General features: G+C 62.2%; 15 protein-coding genes. 12 read left to right on the top strand and 3 right to left on the bottom strand.

Annotation, left to right across the window (positions count from 1 at the left end):
* Positions 1-17 precede the first annotated feature (17 nt).
* Positions 18-1,196: a GGDEF domain-containing protein gene (locus tag AC6I6U_RS22695; RefSeq protein WP_497878267.1), complete on the top strand. Its 1,179-nt coding sequence runs from the start codon at positions 18-20 to the stop codon at positions 1,194-1,196.
* A gap of 638 nt (positions 1,197-1,834) precedes the next feature.
* Here AC6I6U_RS22695 and AC6I6U_RS22690 read toward each other — a convergent pair.
* Entirely contained in the window at positions 1,835-2,755 is a 921-nt protein-coding gene (locus tag AC6I6U_RS22690) for a LysR family transcriptional regulator (protein ID WP_497878266.1), read from the bottom strand.
* 173 nt (positions 2,756-2,928) lie between these two features.
* Here AC6I6U_RS22690 and AC6I6U_RS22685 point away from each other — a divergent pair, with 173 nt between their 5' ends.
* Genes AC6I6U_RS22685 through AC6I6U_RS22660 form a run of 6 tightly spaced genes read left to right on the top strand, consistent with a single transcriptional unit; the run spans position 2,929 to position 9,836 of the window.
* The gene (locus AC6I6U_RS22685; protein ID WP_497878265.1) at positions 2,929-3,546 is read left to right on the top strand and encodes a thermostable hemolysin; all 618 of its coding nucleotides are present in this window, start codon (positions 2,929-2,931) and stop codon (positions 3,544-3,546) included.
* The gene (locus tag AC6I6U_RS22680) at positions 3,543-5,108 is read left to right on the top strand and encodes an AMP-binding protein (RefSeq protein ID WP_497878264.1); all 1,566 of its coding nucleotides are present in this window, start codon (positions 3,543-3,545) and stop codon (positions 5,106-5,108) included. Before AC6I6U_RS22685 ends, AC6I6U_RS22680 begins: the two co-directional genes overlap by 4 nt.
* Positions 5,083-5,964 (top strand): TauD/TfdA family dioxygenase, encoded by an 882-nt coding sequence (locus AC6I6U_RS22675; protein WP_497878263.1) that lies wholly within the window; start codon positions 5,083-5,085, stop codon positions 5,962-5,964. Before AC6I6U_RS22680 ends, AC6I6U_RS22675 begins: the two co-directional genes overlap by 26 nt.
* 8 nt (positions 5,965-5,972) lie before the next feature.
* A complete protein-coding gene (locus AC6I6U_RS22670) occupies positions 5,973-7,100 on the top strand; it encodes an aminotransferase class III-fold pyridoxal phosphate-dependent enzyme (RefSeq protein WP_497878262.1) in 1,128 nt (375 codons plus the stop codon).
* On the top strand, positions 7,078-8,418 hold the full coding sequence (locus AC6I6U_RS22665; protein ID WP_497878261.1) for an aspartate aminotransferase family protein: 1,341 nt from the start codon (positions 7,078-7,080) through the stop codon (positions 8,416-8,418). Before AC6I6U_RS22670 ends, AC6I6U_RS22665 begins: the two co-directional genes overlap by 23 nt.
* A 2-nt stretch (positions 8,419-8,420) precedes the next feature.
* A complete protein-coding gene (locus AC6I6U_RS22660; RefSeq protein ID WP_497878260.1) occupies positions 8,421-9,836 on the top strand; it encodes an amidase in 1,416 nt (471 codons plus the stop codon).
* 5 nt (positions 9,837-9,841) lie between these two features.
* Here AC6I6U_RS22660 and AC6I6U_RS22655 read toward each other — a convergent pair whose 3' ends face one another.
* Positions 9,842-10,753 (bottom strand): DMT family transporter, encoded by a 912-nt coding sequence (locus tag AC6I6U_RS22655; protein ID WP_497878259.1) that lies wholly within the window; start codon positions 10,751-10,753, stop codon positions 9,842-9,844.
* Between the two features lie 130 nt (positions 10,754-10,883).
* Positions 10,884-12,074 (bottom strand): cyanate transporter, encoded by a 1,191-nt coding sequence (locus AC6I6U_RS22650; protein ID WP_497878258.1) that lies wholly within the window; start codon positions 12,072-12,074, stop codon positions 10,884-10,886.
* Positions 12,075-12,560: 486 nt separating this feature from the next.
* Here AC6I6U_RS22650 and tssB point away from each other — a divergent pair, with 486 nt between their 5' ends.
* Genes tssB through AC6I6U_RS22625 form a run of 5 tightly spaced genes read left to right on the top strand, consistent with a single transcriptional unit; the run spans position 12,561 to position 18,404 of the window.
* Positions 12,561-13,055, top strand: a complete 495-nt coding sequence (gene tssB, locus AC6I6U_RS22645) for a type VI secretion system contractile sheath small subunit (RefSeq protein ID WP_497878257.1) — start codon at positions 12,561-12,563, stop codon at positions 13,053-13,055.
* Positions 13,056-13,092: 37 nt separating this feature from the next.
* Entirely contained in the window at positions 13,093-14,631 is a 1,539-nt protein-coding gene (tssC, locus tag AC6I6U_RS22640; RefSeq protein ID WP_497878256.1) for a type VI secretion system contractile sheath large subunit, read from the top strand.
* Positions 14,632-14,654: 23 nt separating this feature from the next.
* Entirely contained in the window at positions 14,655-16,010 is a 1,356-nt protein-coding gene (tssK, locus tag AC6I6U_RS22635; protein ID WP_497878255.1) for a type VI secretion system baseplate subunit TssK, read from the top strand.
* Positions 16,007-16,678 carry a type VI secretion system protein TssL, short form gene (gene tssL, locus AC6I6U_RS22630; protein ID WP_497878254.1) on the top strand — a complete coding sequence of 224 codons (672 nt, stop codon included), beginning with the start codon at positions 16,007-16,009 and terminating at the stop codon, positions 16,676-16,678. Before tssK ends, tssL begins: the two co-directional genes overlap by 4 nt.
* Positions 16,679-16,730: 52 nt before the next feature.
* Positions 16,731-18,404 carry an OmpA family protein gene (locus tag AC6I6U_RS22625; protein WP_497878253.1) on the top strand — a complete coding sequence of 558 codons (1,674 nt, stop codon included), beginning with the start codon at positions 16,731-16,733 and terminating at the stop codon, positions 18,402-18,404.
* The last annotated feature ends 24 nt before the right edge of the window (positions 18,405-18,428 follow it).

Genomic DNA, 18,428 nt, shown 5'->3' with positions numbered 1-18,428 from the left:
GTAAAGGCCTGTCCGTCATGTCGCTTGACCCCCTCACGATGTTGGTTATCACGATCGCCCTGGCAGCGGCTGCCGCGCTGTATCTGGCGGTCGAGTGGCGCAGCGTTCGTGAACCATCGCTGCTGTTCTGGAGTTCGGGGTTTGCAACGATCAGCATCGGTTCGACACTTGCGTTGTTGCGTGGAAGCGGCTTTTTGTTACTGGGTATCTGGTTCGCCAATGGCCTGCTGGTGACTGCACACTGGCTGTTCCTGATGGGCGTTGCGCGATTCACCGAGACGCGGCTTTCCCGTGCCTGGTTCCTGGTGGTCGTGGCCTGGATCGCCATGCTGTTTCTACCCAACGATCCGTCGTGGTCGAAGATCATGATGCTGGTCAATTCGCTGATGGTCTCGCTGGTAAGCCTGCGTGCCAGTTTTCTGCTGCGTCCCCACGGCAGGTCGTTGAGCGTGGGCGCGGTGCAGTTGCGTTATGTCCTGCTGATCCACGGGCTTTTCTACTTTATCAAGGCCATGTCGACGATCATGCCGGGTACGCTGATCGACCTTGCCGCGTTTCGGGGCGAGATCATCCAGATTTCGCTGGTCGAAGGCGCCATGGCGATCATGCTGATCGCGCTGTCGATGACCGGCACCGAACGCTATCGCCGGGAAAAGCGCATTGCCCGGCTGGCGGCCCGCGACCCGTTGACGGCGTTGTACAACCGTCGTGCCCTTGAAGTACGCGCGCCGCGCCTGCTCGAGGACGTCTCAAGCGCGCGACCGGCGGCCCTGCTGCTGATCGATGTCGACAACTTCAAGCTGGTCAACGACCTCTATGGCCATACCGCTGGCGACCGCCTGCTGGTGGCGCTGAGCGAGATGATTCGTTCGCTGCTGCCCGAAAGCGCCTTGGCGGCCCGGCTGGGCGGCGACGAATTCGTCATCCTGCTGAGCGATACCTCGAAAGAGCAGGTCGTCAAACTGGGCAGTGCGTTACGCGATCAGTTCCACCAGATTGCCTGCGAGAAATTCGCCACCCCCCAGGCGGTGACCCTGAGCATCGGCGCCAATCTGTTCGACCAGCCACCCAGCAGCCTCGCGGCGTTGGTCGAGCAGAGCGATGCGGCGCTCTATGAGTCGAAGCGGGGCGGGCGCGACAGTATTCGCCTGATCGACCGGACGAGGTCCTGCAACGAAGCGCTGCGTACATCCTGATTCGCGGCTGTCGCCAACGATCGACCTGGAGCCCTGATTGCGGATTGCAGCACGGTGCGTTGTCGAACAATCAGGGTTTCTAACCCGGACAACAAACCCGACTGGGTAGTTGTTTCAATCCCTGTCGACGAGATAAGTACATGCTCGGGTGGTTGTAAGAAAGTACTTCGGGCCGTGGGTGCAAAGAAACGCCTGCCTGCCGCTGGCAGGCCGAATAGGGCGGGGACAATTCAGGCTTATTGACCCTGCTTTACGCAGAGTTCGGTTGTCCTACGATCGCGGCAACAAGCGGAACGCCGTATTTGCAAAAAAGTGTAATCAAGGCGATGACGCCAATATGTCGTCAACCACGCCCGTTCACTGGAGAAACCCCGAAAACGGGAGAGCGATCCGGGACAGAGGCTAGAGCATTTAAGCAGTTATCTTGCGGGTGTCGAGACAGCGACCTGGCATTTTTGCCCGAGCCTGCAGGTAAGTGGGTAAATTGTCAGACGTTTTTCAACTAACGGCAGTTGCCCACGGGCGGACTCATAAGCAATTGGTAATCAATTGCACTGTTATAGTGCAACTCTTCCAGGCCGTGATAGCGTGGGTGGCCAGCACCCGCAAGGGTACTGGCCAGTACTGCGGCAGGCGCCTCAGGCGCAGACCTTGGCGATCTGCTCGCGTAGCCAGGCATTGGCGCTGTTCTGGCCGCCCTTGCGGTCCCAGAGCATGTCCATGGTGAAACTGGGCAGGCCTGGCGGTGGTTTGCAGAAGGCGAATTTCGTTTCATCGCAAATCCGCATCTGGATGCGCCGGGGCAGGGTCAGGACCAGATCGGTGCCGGTGATCATTTCCAGGGCCGCCACGTAACTATTGGAGCGTGCGACGATCTGCCGGGTATAACCCTGCTTGCCGAGCCAGCCATCCACCATGTTGGTGTCCGACATCCACGGAGTGGGGAATATATGCTGGCGTGCGGAAAAACTTTCCAGATTGAACTTGTTGCCCGCCGGGGCGAAGTTTTTGTCGACTACGCAGACGAAGTCATCATCCAGCAGTATCTTCGACTTGAAGTTCTTGGCTTCTCGATGAAAGTTGGGCCCGGAGCAAATGGCCAGATCAATGCGGCCGTCTGCAAGTTTTTCCGTGGGAATGTCTTTGTGAAGTTTGTGGATGTTGATGATTACCGGGAAACTGCTCTTGATGAAGCTTTTCAATAGTGTTGGCAGGATCAGTAACTCGAAATATTCCGGGGCACAGATATTGAAAGTTATTTCCTTCTTTGCCGGATCGAATGGTTTACTTTCCGAGTGACACAGGTTGATGCTTTTAATGATATTGATGACATGACTGTACATGCTGGTGGCCTTGCTGGTTGGCCACATCGCATTACGGGTGTGGATGAACAGCTCGTCCTCGAAGCTGGTACGCAGCTTTTTCAGGCAGTAGCTGACGGTGGACTGGCTGACACAAAGGGTTTCGGAAACCTCGGTGACGCTGCTCTGTTCATATATCGCGACGAATACCATCAGGTCCTGCATGTCCAGCTTTCTAAGCAAATTGCTATTGAGCATAAGATCCGTCTCGATAAAAATCCATTGGTGTTACTTTCGTCACATTTCTAGTGTTTCATCCTATTTGTATATTAGCGGAAGCAATTTACTTTTTAAATAGCCTGTTGGAAGTCTCCTCCCTATATTCGCCACTCACATTTGAGTACCCCTGCACAGGGACGGAGGAGGACGAAATGTTGGTACGTGTCACGGAAAACCAGACGCCGTTGTGGATACAGGCGACGGAAGTTGTGAAAGAAAAATTTCGCAGCTCTTATAAGGCCAGCGTCGAACCCAATCCGCAGTACTTTGCTCTGACGCTGGATGCCGATGAGCAGATTCTTTCTTGCGCCGGTATAACTTTTGCCGACCATCGAACGCTGTTCTCCGAGCAATACCTCTCGGAGCCGATCGAGGTGATCCTGTCGCGGCGCTTCGAAAAGAGCATCGAGCGTTCGAACATCGTCGAAATCGGCAACCTGATCTCCCACCACATGACGGCAGGCATCATCATGGTCAACATGATTCCGCTGCTGGCCTGGTGCATGGGCGCCCATTACCTGCTGTGCACCGTTACGCCGCGGGTGCGGGAGATGATGGAGAGCTGCCAGATCGTCTTCGAGCCGCTGCTCGCCGCCGATCCGGATCGCCTGGTCAATGAGGACGGCAAGAGCTGGGGCAGTTACTACTCGAAGCAGCCGGTCACCGGTTTCATCCGCGTCGATCCGCAGCGTTCGCGTTTCGCCGCCTTGACCCTCAACACGCTGTTCAGCCAACTGCCGACCGACCTGCCAGCGAGGGCGCAGCCATGAGTGCGGCATTCATTACCGATCTGCGCCGAGCCCTGCAGGCCAGTCGTGATCTGATCTGTGCGGTCGATTGCGCGGCCACCGGCCCGGAGCAGGGCGTCGTGCTGACCTACGGCGAGCTGGAATCCCGTGCCCTGAACCTGGCGGCCGAATTGCAGCGGCGTTTTACTGCCGGCACTGCGGGGGAACGCGTGGTGCTGGGCATCGCCACGCGCAACAGCAGCGACTGGCTGGTGGCCGACCTGGCTTGTCTGTTTGCCGGGATTACCGCATTGCCCTTGCCCCTGGCCTTCAGTCAGTCCCAGGCCGAACACCTGGCGGCCCGTTGCGACGGTTTCCTGGTCGACGCTGCCGGGCAACGCACCCTGAGCGAGCGCTGGCTGCTGGACTTCCCTGCGGCGCGTCTGCGCCTGATCAACGAGTCGGCCATCGAACAGCCCCTGCTGGATGTTCCGGACGATGACGAATGGATCTGCAAGATCATCCACACCTCCGGCACCACCAGCCGGCCCAAGGGTGTGCGGCTGAGCACGGCGGCAGTCGGCGCGGTGCTGGCCTCCCTGCGCCAGGGCATGCCTGCCGGTGCCCATCGGCGTTATCTGTCGTTGGTGCCGTTGAGCCTGCTGCTCGAACAGGTGACAGCGGCCTACCTGCCGTTGCTGGCCGGTGGCACGGTGTTCTTCCTGCCCGAGGCGGAGCCGCTGCTGGGTGAACCCGGCGCCTCGCCACAACAACTGATCGACTGGCTGCTGCGGGTCGAGCCGACGGCGATGACGGTGCCGCCGGTGATGCTCAACCGTTTCTACGAGCAACTGGCCCAGGGTGACGAGGCCGGCGAGCGGCTGTCGCGCTACCTGCATTCGGGTGTGCACATCACCTGCGGCGGCGCCGCGGTCAGCGTCGACATCCTCAAGGCCCTGGCCGAGGACGGCATTCCGGTGTTCCAGGGCTACGGGTTGTCCGAGAACGCCTCGGTGGTGAGCATGAACACGGCTTCGAACCAGCGCCTGGGCAGTGTCGGCAGGCCGCTGGCGCATGTCCAGGTGCGTATCGGCGCCGACCAGACCATCGAGGTCAAGAGCAGTTCGCTGTTCAGCGGCTACTCGGGGCTGGACCCCAGTGCCTGCTCGATGTCCGAGGACGGCTGGATGGACACCGGCGACCTGGGCTCCCTGGATGCCGACGGCTACCTGTATGTCCACGGCCGCAAGAAGAACGTGATCTGCCTGCCCAATGGCCGCAACGTCAGCCCGGAACAGGTCGAGCTGGAATACCGCGAGTATCCGGGGGTACGCGACGCTGCGGTGTTTTTCGATGAAGTGCATGGCCTGGTGGCCTTGCTCTGTGTTGAATCGCTGCCGGACCGGGTCGAGCTGGCCAACTGGTCGGGGCGACGCTTTTCCGATATCGAACGGCCCAGCCGCCTGTGGCTGCTGACCAAGGACGATCCGCTGCTCGAACAACTCTACACCGTGACCGGCCGACCGAAACGTGCCGATATCGCCACCGTTTTCTCCACACTGCAAGGGAATGCAACTGATGAACTCGCCTGCCTATCACTCTGAAAGCCCAGCCATCTCGATTATCGAGCCCCGTCATTTCACCAGCCTGGGCAAGCCCGAGTTGTATGAGCTGCTTGGGCACTACGGCATCGTGCTGTTTCGCAACTGCATCCACAGCGCCGAGGATTTCAGCGCCTTCGTCCGGCAGAACAGTTCCCGGCTGAGCCTCGACCCGGCACGGGTCATGGTCGGCGGCGCGGCGCAGCTGGTGGACGCCGGGCGCGATGCGGTTGGCCTGCATTGCGAGAACGGCAACTCGCCATTCTGGCCTGATATCACCTGGTTCTATTGCCAGGAAGCGCCGCGCAAGGGCTCGCAAACCACCCTGTGCGATGGCGAGAAAGTCCTGGGCAAACTGTCGGCCGATTGCCGTGGGTTCTTCGAGGACAACCCGATTCGCTATAGCCGCACCGTCGCCGGCGACAAGTGGCGCCGCCTGGTCTGCCACTACTCGTCGACGCTTTCCGATCCGTCCGCCGTGGTCATCGAGGACCTGCTGCAGATCATCGGTGACGACCCGCGCACGCAGATCACCTTCAACCCGGCCGATGACTCGATCCACTACGCGTTCAGCACCCCGGCGATCCTGGTCTCCGAGTTCAGCCAGCGTCCGGCTTTCGCCAACAGCATTCTCGGCCCGTCCTTCAACTATGAGGCACCGGTGATCGACACCGTGGCCGGGTGGCCGATCCCGGCCGAGTTCCTCGCCGAGATCGCCGCGGTGACGGCCCAGGAAACCTACCCGGTCGGCTGGCGCGACCACGACATGGTGATGATCGACAACCGCCGGGTCATGCATGGCCGAGAAGCCATCGTTGATGACCGCCGCCGTATCTTCAATGCCCTGAGCTACCGTTGAGACCTTTTATGAAGACCAATGACAAACTGATCATCACTGGCCAGTACGAGACCTACACCGATGGTGATGGTCGCAAGGTCGTCGACCTGAGCGGCGGCTTCGGTTTCCAGGTGCCGCCGGTGATCGACGCGGTCAGCCGCCAGGCCGGCATCATGGGCCTGTCCAACCGGGTGCTGATGTCTGAACCGCTGATCGGCCTGTGCCGAACCCTGGCCGAGCTGCTGCCCGCGCCGCTGGTCAGCTCCTACGTCTGCAGCTCCGGCGATGAAGCCTTCGAAGGCGCCTTGAAGCTGTGCAAGGGCCTCAAGCCCAAGGGCAACACCATCGTCTTCATCCAGGGCGGCGACTATGGCTCCTTGAGCTATGGCCGGTGCTTGAGCGCATCGCGTGATTATCAGGAGATCCAGGATTTCCTCGGTTTCAGGCACGTGGCGATCCGACAGGTCGCCGACCTGGACAAGGTCGACTGGGCCGACTGCTTTGCGGTCTGCCACACCAGCACGGTGATCGATGACAACGGTCGCTTGCGCCTGATCGAGCAGTCGCTGCTTGATCAGCTGTATGCCCGGGCCGCCAAGGCCTCGGCACCGGTGATCGCAATGGACGTGCAGACCTGCCTGGGCAGCCTGGGCCAGCTGTTCGGTTTCCAGCGCTACCAGAACACCCCGGATATCGTCGTGCTGGGCGGAGCCCTGGGCGGCGGGGCGATTCCCATCGGTACCTACACCTGCAGCGAAGAGATGGCCTACCAGGTCTACGGTCGCAGCAGCCCGGCGAAACATGGCAGCACCACGGCGGGCAATCCGATGGCCTGCGTGGCCGCACTGACCGCCCTCGACTATGTACGCCAGCATGACTGTGCCAGGCAGTGCCTGGACAACGGCCGGCTGCTGGCGCAGACGCTGGCCCCCCTCGGGGCGGTGGCCTGTGGCGCCTGGGTCAGCCTGCCACTGGCGGGCGATCTCAAGCCGGCCGAGTTGTGCCAGATCCTCTACGACCGCGGGGTCTACGTCAGCGTGCCGCGCGGCCGCGAACTGATCCTGCGGTGCCCGGTTACCGCTCGTCCCGAACCCATCCAACGTGCCGCCCAGATCATCAAGGAGACTCTCAGCCATGTCCTTAACCCTGCCGCATGAGCAACTGCTGGATGATTGCCAGCGTCACTGGAGTGCTTCGGCGGCCAAGCTCTATCGCCTGGGCAAGACCAGCGTCGAGCAGCACACCGACGGCATCTATGTCACCGACCATGCCGGCAAGCGCTTCATCGACTGTGCCTGCAGCTATGGGGTGTTCATCGTCGGCCATCGTAACCCGCTGGTTCGCGAGCAGGTGCAGAACCAACTGAATCGCATGGCCTGGGTTCCGGAAGGGCGCGTACATCCGTTGCAGCATGCCTTGTCCGAGCGCCTGCGGGACCTGGTGCCGGGCGAGTGGGGTGATGTCCAGTACATGGTTTCGGGTGCCGAGGCCATCGAGCAGAGCCTGCGCTATGTGCTCAAGGTCCAGCGCAACCGTCGCGGCATCGTGGTGATGGGCGACTCCTATCACGGCAAGACCCTGGCGGCGATGAGCATTCTCGGCCAGCAACAGCACCATCGCAGCTACGGCACCCATGCGCCGCAAGTGACCTATGTGCCCTATGGCGACTTCGCCGCCTTGCAGAAAGCGGTGGGCGAGGGCGTGTGCGCGGTGTATGTCGAGCCGATTCTCGGTGGTGCGCACCTGCAGGTGCCGCCGGTGGGCTACATGGCCAACATTCGCGCCCTGTGCGACGCGACCGAGACCCTGCTGGTGGCCGACGAGATCCAGACCGGCTTCGGGCGTTGCGGCAAGTGGTTCGCCGTGCAGTACGACGAAGTGGTGCCGGACATCATGATCCTCTCCAAGGGCCTGACCGGCGGCTACACCTCGTTCGCCTGTGCGATGTACAGCGAGCGGTTGAGCCGACAGTTCCCGCTGGCCGAGATCGAGCCCGACCAGCGCACCAATGGCGGGCACCCGGTGGCCTGTGCCTCGGCGCTGGCGGCCATCGACTATATCGAGCAGCACGACCTGGTCGAGCAGTCGCGGATCAACGGCGGCCTGTTGCGCCACGGCCTGCAACGGCTGGCCGAGCGCTACCCGCAGATCGTCGAGGATGTGCCGGGCGTGGGGCTGATGACTGGCCTGCGCCTGCGTGGCTCGGTGTACGAGGCGCTGATGAGCATGGAGCTGGGCAAGCGCGGCATTCATGCCGGGCACTCGATGAATGAGAAGGCCCGGCACCCGGTACTGCGTTTCTATCCGCCCCTGAACATCACGCCCGAGGCACTGCGTCACGTGCTGACGATGACCGAGGAGGCCCTGGAGGCCATCGCCCGGCGGCCGAAGCTTGGGGTCAAGGCGTTCTCCCTGGTGGTGCGCAACATGTACCAGATTCCCAACAAGCTGCTGCGCAGCAAGGCGGAGCGTTGAGCATGTTCAACCCGGATACCTTGACCCTGCGGGAGATGGCCGGCCTGCTGCGCCGTGGCGCGCTGACCAGCGTCGAGTTGCTGGAGTTCTATCTGCAACGGATCGCCGAGCGTAACAAGGCGATCAATGCCCTGATCCAGCTCGAGTCCCTTGACGAGTTGCGGCGCCAGGCCAGGGAGGCCGATGAACTGGCCAGCCGCGGGCTTTTCCTCGGCCCGCTGCACGGCGTGCCGCTGACCATCAAGGATGTCTGCCACGTGCGCGGTTTTCGCATGTCGCGCGGCCTCGAAGAGTTGCTCGGTGAGCCCAGCGAGCAGGACGCCACGGTGGTCGCGCGGTTGCGTGAGACGGGTGCGATCATCCTGGGCATCACCAACGTGCCCGAGCTGTGCATGGCGTTCGAAACCGAGAACCTGCTGTATGGGCGCACCCTCAACCCCTATGACGCCCAACGTTCCGCCGGTGGCAGCAGCGGCGGTGAAGCGGCTGCCATCGCGGCCGGTTGCTCGCCGGCCGGCTTGGCTTCGGACGCCTGTGGCAGTGTGCGCATCCCTGCGCATTTCAATGGCATCTGCGGGCTCAAGCTGACCCAGGGGCGAGTGCCCCTGACCGGGCAGTTTCCCAACGACCGTTCCGGGCTGTTCCACCTGACTTCGGCGTTTGGCGTGATGGGTCGCTATGTCGACGACCTGGCGTTGCTCGGGCCGTTGATCAGCGGCGCCGATGGCCAGGACCCGGACACGGTCGACGTGCCGTTCGCCGAGAGCAAGCCACTGGGCGAGTTGCGCGTGGCGATTTCCTGGGCGTCCGAGCGGACCCAGGTCAGTGCCGGCGTGAAGCAGGTGTTGCAGCGGGTCGAGGCATGCCTGCAGGGAGTGGTCGCTGAAGTGAGCCCGGCGGTGCCGACGATGCTCGACGAGGCCTGCGATATCCTCTGGCGGGTATTCATCACCGGAGCGGATGCCGGCCGTGGCTGGCAGCGGCTGTTCCAGGCCATGGGCAAGCAGGCCTACACCCCGGCCACGGCGGAACTGGTGCGACGCAGCGAGCAGGTCGAACTGAGCGTGGATGAACTCAAGCGCGACTGGATCGCCATCGATACCTTCCGCTACCAGTTGGCGAAGTTCTTCGCCGAGCACGATCTGTTCATCTGCCCGGTGTATCCGGACGTGGCTTTTGCCCACGGTGAGTCGCTGGCGGATCGTGATCGGTATGCCTTCGTGTTCCCGTTCAGCCTGTCGGGCTCGCCGGCGGTGGTCATTCGTGCCGGCCATGATCCGGATAGCGGCTTGCCGATCGGCATCCAACTGGTGGGGCCGCACTGGCAGGAGGAGCGCCTGCTGGCTGTCGCCGCGTTCCTCGAGCGGCAACTGGAACGCTGGGCCCCGGTGATGCCCCGGGGCTCTGCGTTACGCTGAGGCCCTCAGGCCAGGGCCGGCTTGGCGCTGCGGCTGCTCAGCACCAATGCGCCCATGCCGACAGCGACCAGCACGGCACCGACGGCTTCCACCAGCGTCGGTTGCTGGCTCAGCCAGAACCAGTGGAACAGGGTTACGAACAACGTATTCAGGTAGACGTAGGAAATCACCGTCGACGGGGCGATCACTCCGATAGCCCGGTGCAGCAGCCAGAAGGTCGCCAGGGTGCCGAACAGCGCCAGGTACACCAGCCAGAACACATCCCGCCCGGTCAGCAGCGCCCCGCTGCGCCAACCACCGCTGAACCCGCAGAACACCAGCAGGAACAGCGCACCGAAAAGCATGTTCCAGAACGTCATCGCCACCGGGTCGCGACCCTTGAGGACGCCGGCCTTGAAACGCTGGCTCAGGGGCGAGTAGAGCGCCATCGCCAGGCAACCGATACTGAACACGATCACCGGATACGGCGTGGGCAACTCGCCAGGTGCCGCGCCCTTGAGAATCAGCAGGACGGCGCCGAGCGCCGCGAGGGCCATCGGCAGCAGGCGCGTTTTCAGGCTGGCGCTGGGCAGCAGCACGGCTTCGAAACCCAGGGTCATCAGTGGTACCAGGGTGTACAGCGTCGCGGTGTTGACCGCCGTGGTGTAGCGCAGCGCTTCGAACAGCGAACCGAAATACCCCGCCAGCAACAGGCCGAGGATGGCATGTGCCAGCAGCCCCCTGGCTGAAATCGGGGACTTGTTGTTCAGAAGCAACAGCGGCAGGAACAGCAGCGCCGAAAACAGCAGGCGCAACCCGGTCAACAGGATCGGGTCGATCGATTGGCCCACTTCGGCGGCGGCGAAGAACGACGCGGCGATCAGCAGCGCCCAGACCAGCATGCCCCAATGGGCGGCAGCGAAACCGACTTGTTTCATGAGCGTCTCCAGGACGGAATGCAGATGCCCCAGCCTGGGGCCCGAGGGCAGCCAGGTGGGGCAGGGGGAGTCGACAGGGGGCGCGGCCCTTTCCCAGGCCAGTCGGCCAGGCGGGAAGGGCCGTTGATCGCTATCGGATATGCTGCTCGTAGTGCTTGGGGTTGAAGCGCAGCACCATCACGATCATCACCGCCATCACGGCGGTCAGCGACCACCAGGCCCATTCGAAGCTGCCCAGCTGATCGCGGATCACCCCGGCGATCAGCGGCGACAGACCGGCGATCAGATAGCCGATGCCTTGCACGAAAGCGGTCAGGCCACCGGCGCGGCGCGGGTCTTCCAGGTGGTCGAGGGAGACGATCAGGCTCATCGGGAACAGGCCACCGATCCCCAGGCCCAGCAGGCATGGCCAGAGCAGGGTGAAGTGTTGCGGGCTGAGGATCAGGCCACAGAAACCGGCGATGATCAGGGCCAGCAGCACGGCCAGCACCAGGCGGCGGTCCTGACTGCGGTTGGCCAGGGCTGGCGTCACCAGGCCGGAGACCACTTCCATGGCCGTCAACAGGCCCAGCAGCAGGCCGGCGCTCTGTTCGCTCCAGCCTTTTTCCACGTAGTAGGGCGCCAGCCAGGCCAGCACGCAGGTATAGGAGGCGGTGCCGAGGCCGAAGAAGATCGCCAGCAGCCAGGCCCGCGAGTTGCTGAAGAACGACTCCCGTTGGCTGCTGCCCGGCGCCTGTGGCAACTCCGGGACCGCCGAACGCTGGGCGTACCAGACGACCAGCCCGACCAGGGCCAGCACCGCCCAGATCGCCAGGCTGATCCGCCAGCTGCCGGTCTGGGCCAGGACGAAGGGCGAGAACGATGCCGCGATCGCCGCGCCGCCCATGATCGACGTGACATAGACGCCCATGAACAGCGAGACGTTGTTGCTGAAGCGGGACTTGATCAGTGCCGGCATCACCGCCTGGATCAGGGCGATGCCGAGGCCGGCCAGGACCGCACTGAGGATCAGCTCGGCGGTGCTGTCCAGGTATAGCCGCGAGGCGGTCGCCAGGCCGATGACCAGCAGCGACAGGACAATGGTGCGGTGTTCGCCGAAGCGCTGGGCCAGGCGCATACCGAGAAACATCGCCAGGCCCATGGCCATCACCGGCAGCATGGTCAGCAGCGCGGCGGCGCTGAAACTCAGTGGAATATCGCCGCGTATCGCCGACAGCAATGGCCCGACCGCGGCCATCGACGGTCGCAGATTGAGCGCGACCAACACGACGCTGACCATCAGCCAGACGGCATGAGCGCTTGAAGTCCTAACGTTTTCCATGTGGGGAGCCTTCCATGACAAAGCTCTAATTAAGCCATTGCGCGCCGGAAGGGGCAATTTGAAAAACTGATGGGGGTCATCGAGAAACTGAGTTTGCGTCGATTGCCACCTGATGCGTTGCGGCGCTTCCTGATTTTGGCGTGTGACGAGAATTTGCCAGTAATGGCTAGATGCTACTTCTGGAATATCCTGTTTATACAGAGGTTTACGATGTGTTTTCGGTTTATTTGTATTGATGTGTCTCTATAAAAAGCTGTAGGTGATTTCCTAAAGGTCCAGTGAAATTTCCTTAACGCATTTTTGAATATGGAAAGATTTTACTGGATAACTCATTGTATTTGGGAGGGGCGAAGAATTTTCCTAACTTCAGGGGACGGCTCGCCTGACCAAGAGACAGGTTTCAAGTGATTTCGTACATGGCCTTTAACGAACTCACATTCCATTTGAATTGAATAATGGTATCTGCTGTTGCCATCTGGAGAAATCATGGCCGCGAGTAGTTTTCAAAATGAAGTACCCAAGGCTCGGGTGAATATCAGGCTGGACCTGCATACGGGCGGGGCGCAGAAAAAAGTCGAATTGCCGCTGAAGTTGATGCTGATGGGCGACTACAGTAACGGCAGGGAGCAGCAACCCCTCTGTGACAGGGCAAGGATCGACATCGACAGGAACAATTTCGACAGCGTCCTCGCCGATTTTTCACCGGGCTTGAAGCTGACGGTGGAGAACACCCTTGCCGGTGACGCCAGCGACACCCGCTTTGATTTGCAATTCAGTTGCATGAAGGACTTCGAGCCGGAGCAGGTGGCACGCCAGATTCCCCAACTGCGTCGGCTGTTGGCCATGCGCAATCTTCTGCGTGACCTCAAGTCGAATCTGCTGGATAACGCGACCTTCCGGCGCGAGTTGGAGCGAATTCTAAAGGATGAGGCTCTGAGTCATGAACTTCGGACCGAACTCTTCGCGCTGAACGCCCAATAAAAATCTCGGTTACTCAGGTTAAAAAGGAAGTTTCACCATGCCTGCAGATCATTCCGACGTGCAATCGCACGGCGCCGTAGTGTTGCCTGAAGAAAACAAAACCGTATATGCCGCGTTATTCGACAAGATCAATCTGCACCCGGTTGAGACGTTGACCGGCATTGAAACATTCCAGAGTAGCGAGGCTTTGTCCGAGGTCTCCACCGATGAGCGTGTAACGGCTGCTGTCAGTGTCTTTCTCGATCTGCTCGAAAGCTCCTCGCAGAAAGTCGAACGCCTGGACAGGACGTTGCTCGATGAACATATCGCTGCGCTGGACTGGCAGATCAGCCGACAACTGGATGCGGTGATGCATCATGCCGATTTCAAGCGTGTGGAGTCGACGTGGCGCGGGGTGAAGTCGCTGATCGATCAGACCGATTTCCGCCAGAATGTCCGTATCGAATTGCTGGATATCAGCAAGGATCACCTGGTGCAGGATTTCGAGGATGCGCCGGAGATCGCCCAGAGCGGGTTGTATATCCATGCCTACACCCAGGAATACGACACGCCGGGTGGTGAGCCGATCGCGGCAGCCATTTCCAACTACGAGTTCGATCGCAGCCCGCAGGACATCACGCTGCTGCGCAATATCTCCAAGGTCGCTGCGGCTGCCCACATGCCATTCATTGGCGCCGTGGGCCCGGCTTTCTTCGGCAAGGAGTCGATGGAGGAAGTGGCGGCGATCAAGGACATTGGCAACTACTTCGATCGCGCCGAATACATCCGCTGGAAGTCCTTCCGCGAAAGCGACGATGCCCGTTACATCGGCTTGACCATGCCGCGGGTATTGGGCCGCCTGCCCTACGGGCCGGATACCGTGCCGGTGCGCAGCTTCAACTACGTCGAGAACGTCAAGGGGCCCGACCACGAGAAGTATCTGTGGACCAACGCCTCGTTCGCCTTTGCGGCCAACATGGTCAAGAGCTTCGTCGCCAATGGCTGGTGCGTGCAGATCCGCGGGCCCCAGTCCGGCGGCGCGGTGACCGAGCTGCCGATTCACCTGTACGACCTGGGCACGGGCAACCAGGTGAAGATCCCTTCTGAGGTGATGATCCCGGAAACCCGCGAGTTCGAATTCGCCAACCTCGGTTTCATCCCCCTTTCGTACTACAAGAATCGCGACTATGCGTGTTTCTTCTCGGCCAACTCGGCCCAGAAACCGGCGGTGTACGACACCCCCGATGCGACCGCCAATAGCCGGATCAACGCGCGCCTGCCCTACATATTCCTGCTGTCGCGCATTGCCCATTACCTGAAGCTGATCCAGCGCGAGAACATCGGCACCACCAAGGATCGTCGCCTGCTCGAGCTTGAGCTGAACAAATGGCTGGGCGGGTTGGTGACCGAGATGACCGACCCGGGCGATGAGTTGCAGGCCTCGCACCCGCTGCGCGAGGGCCAGGTGATCGTCGAGGATATCGAGGACAACCCGGGGTTCTTTCGCGTCAAACTCTATGCCGTGCCGCATTTCCAGGTCGAAGGCATGGACGTCAACCTGTCGCTGGTTTCACAGATGCCCAAGGCGAAAGCCTGACGACCTGGCAGGGAGACTACCGGATGAAAATCGACCGTCCCCTCTGGGCTGCGGGTGTACTGCTGTCTCCGCAGCAATTCCAGCAGCAGGCGCGTTGGGAGGCCTGGGCCAACGAAAACCTTGCCCATCTGTCGCTGGTGCATCCCTGGGGCGTGCGCGCCGTGGCCTTCGACCAACAGGCGTTGCGACTGGGCAAGCTCAAGGCCACCCGGTTGCAGGTGCGTCTGCCCGACGGCAGCCTGGTCGACACCGACCGCGTGGATCGGCTGCCTCCCGCCCTCGAGTTGGCGCAACTGCTGCCCGCCGAGCTCCAGCAGGTGAGTCTGTTGCTGGCCCTGCCGCTGGAGCAGGCCAACGGCAACAACTGCCTGTTCGACGGGGCCAGGGCCGACCGGCCGGTGCGCTATCGCCAGGATTGGCGCCAGGTGCAGGACATCTATGCCGATGAGGTGCAGTCGGTCGGCGTTCTGGAGCAGATGCTGAGCTTGCGCCTGGGGCATGATGAGAACGCCGACTACCTGACTTGCCCGGTCGCTCGGCTGGTGCGAGACGGGCAGGGGGCCTGGAGCCTGGACCTGGCCTACATACCGCCCTTGCTCAGTTTTGCCGCCCATCCGGGGCTGCTGGTGCAGTTGGAGAACCTCCTGACCCAGATGTCCGCCAAGCGTCAGCGCCTGATGGACATGCGCCGCGAGAGCAACCAGCGCATGGCCGATTTCGCGGTGGCCGATGTGTCGCTGTTCTGGCTGCTGAACGCGTTGAACAGCTATCAGCCGGTGCTGGCTGATCTGCGTGATCACCCCGAGCGGCATCCTGAGCAGGTCTATCTGGAACTGGTGCGGTTGGCCGGCAGCCTGCTGACGTTTTCTCTGGAGCACGATCTCGACGCCATTCCTGCCTATCGGCACGAACAGCTCGAAACCGTGTTCCCGCCGTTGATGCAGACCATCGCCAGTCTGCTGGCTGCCAGCCTGCCGTCGCGGGTCATCGCCCTGGCGTTGGAGACGGGTGCCGCCAACCACTGGCAGGTCCGGATCAATGACACGCGCCTGTTGGAGCCCGACGGTGCCGACTTCTACCTGTCGGTGCGTTCCAGCCTGCCGGCTGCGCAACTGCAGGGGCAGTTTCCCAGGCTGTGCAAGGTGGGAGCACCGGATGAGGTCAGGCGACTGGTCAATGCCGCGTTGGACGGTGTCCCCCTGCAGGCGCTCAGTCACGTGCCTGCCGCCATTCCCTTGCGGCTGGAGAACCAGTACTTCGTCCTCGATCTTCGGCACGACAAGGGCCAGGCGATGCTCAAGGCCGGCACCTTTGTCTTCTACGTGCCGAGCACCCTGGCTGACATAAAACTCGAACTGTTCGCGGTGTTACGCACATGAACCAGACAAACAGTATGGCCGCCGCGCTTGTCGACGGCCTGATGCAGGATAGCTATCTGCTGGTGGTGGAGTTGCGCCAGGGCGCATCGGTACGGAACAGCACCCAACTGCGTGAGCATGGCGCACGGCAGGTCGAAGCCGTTCGCCAGGCGCTCGAAAAAACCGGCATGAGCCAGCGCAACATCGATCATATCAGCCATGCCCAGTGTGCCCTGCTGGACGAAACCATGCTCCACCACGCCCAGGGCGAGGCCCATGCGAACTGGGCCGACAAGCCGTTGCAGGCCAGCTTTTTCAATCAGCACCAGGCGGGCGAGTTTCTCTATGAGCAAATGCGCGAAGTCCTGCGCGAGCCGGCTCCCGATCTGCAGGTGCTGACGGTGTTCCATCGCGTGCTGATGCTGGGTTTCCTGGGCCGCTACCGTAACCCGGACGATCCCGAGCGCAAGAGCGTGCTGGCCGCGCTCGATGCTCAGGTGGCGCCCCTGGCGCTTGGCCACGCATTGGACACCTGCACGGGTATCGGTCAGCGAAGGCGTCTTCCAACTGGGCTGCAATCCTCCTTGTTTCATGCCCTGCTGGTGGCGCTGCTGCTTCTTGCGGTCTGGTGGGGGCTGGACCAATGGCTCGATGAGGTGGCCTCCACCGTGTTGCCGGTGCTGGAGTGAGACGCAGATGACGCGCTATCAGACATGGGCGCTTTGGCTATGGGCGAGCGCCTTGACCCTGTCTTTGACGATGCTGCTGCCGTTGACTGACGGGATGCGGGTCGTGGTTGCCCTGGGTGTCATCGTGCTGCTTGCCCTGGTCTGGCGTCGGGGCCGGCAGCCGGTGGCGGCGCTGCATCCGTCGTCGGGCCTGGCCGCCAGCAGCGACAGCGTCCTGCCACCGGCAGGCTATCGCCAGCCGATAGTGCTGGTGTGTGGTGATGGGCTGACAGGGTTGTTCGGCGACATCCCCCCGAACCATCTGGCGCTGCGCACTGTCGAGCAGGGCTGTTATGTGCGGGTCGCCCGGCCGGAGCATTTGCCGCGGATGATCGCCAACCTGGCGGCCTTGCGCCCGGCGTGGCGTCGTCAGCTTTGCGTGATGTTTGTCTGCAACCCCGGCGAACATCGTGACGAGGCGGTATTCACGGCGGGTGTGCGTGCCATGGGCAGTCAACTGGCACTGCTTCGCCAACGGGGGGCTGCGCTGCCGCTCATGCTGGTGAGTTATCTGCAGGCTGCCCACGGCGAGGGTCCCTGGTTCAGTTGGGCGGCTGCCGAGCGCGCTCCACGGGTGCATGAGGCGGGTGCCTGCTCCAGCTTCGAGGAGTGGCAACGACGGCCCGACGACCTTCGTGCCCAGGCCCGGCGGGTGCAGGCCTGTGTGCAGTTGGACAGCTGCGTGGCCTGGCTGAGCCGGGTGGTGCAACCTCGCTTCACGACCGGTGAGGATCGCTATCGCGCGGGCTCGCCGGCGGTCTGTGGCGTCATCCAGATTCCGGTGCTGCCAGGTAGGCAGGACGATAGCCTGTGGCAGCAATGGCTGCGTGAAAGAACCGCCTTGCTGGATGCCCGCAGCACCTCGCCTGTATCGGATGAGCTGTTGCCGTTCCCGGATCCGCTGCTGCCCTTGTTGTCCACCCATGCCAGGACGACACCCGTGCATCGCGTCAGGGCGGCGGCGGTGTGGCTGTTCGCGCTCGCTGCGCTGGTCGCGTTGTTCAGTTCGGCCTGGCAGAACCATCGGCTGCTACGCCAGGTCGGCGCTGACCTGCATCGTCACTTGTCCATGTCCCAGTCGGGGGTGCATGACGCTCAATCACATGCCTGGCTTGCAGAGGCCCTGGCGTTATTGCGCCAGGATGCGCAGCGCCTGCAGAGCTACTACCGCGATGGCGTACCGTGGGCCTTGGGGCTGGGGTTGTACAGGGGCGAGCCGTTGCGCGTGCCACTGTTGAAGCTGACTACCGATCATCGCTCGTCGACCGGGACGCCGCTTGCCAGCGAACCGATACGCCTGGACAGCCTGTCCCTGTTCAGTTCAGGCAGCGCCCGGCTCAAGCCCGAGTCGACCCGGGTGCTGGCCAAGGCCCTGGTCGGCATCAAGGCGCAGCCGGGCTGGCTCATCGTGATCGGCGGGCACACCGATGCCACCGGCGAGGCCGGGCAGAACCTGCGCTTGTCCCAGGCCCGTGCCGCTGCCGTGCGTGACTGGATCCAGCGCGTGGGCGACATCCCCGACAGTTGCCTGGCGGTGCAGGGGTTCGGCGCCAGCCAGCCGATCGCCACCAACGACACCGATGCAGGACGCAGGCTCAATCGCCGCGTCGATATTCGCCTGGTCCCTGCCCAGGGGGCCTGTGCGCTCCCGGCCACGGCATCGAACAGGCAATCCCCTGTCGCCTAGCGCGATATTCATGACCCAGAGAAG

The sequence above is a fragment of the Pseudomonas sp. UTLPPB19802 genome, from assembly GCF_059730225.1.
Note: the sequence above shows the minus strand (reverse complement) of the source record. Positions and strands in the feature narration are given on the sequence as shown.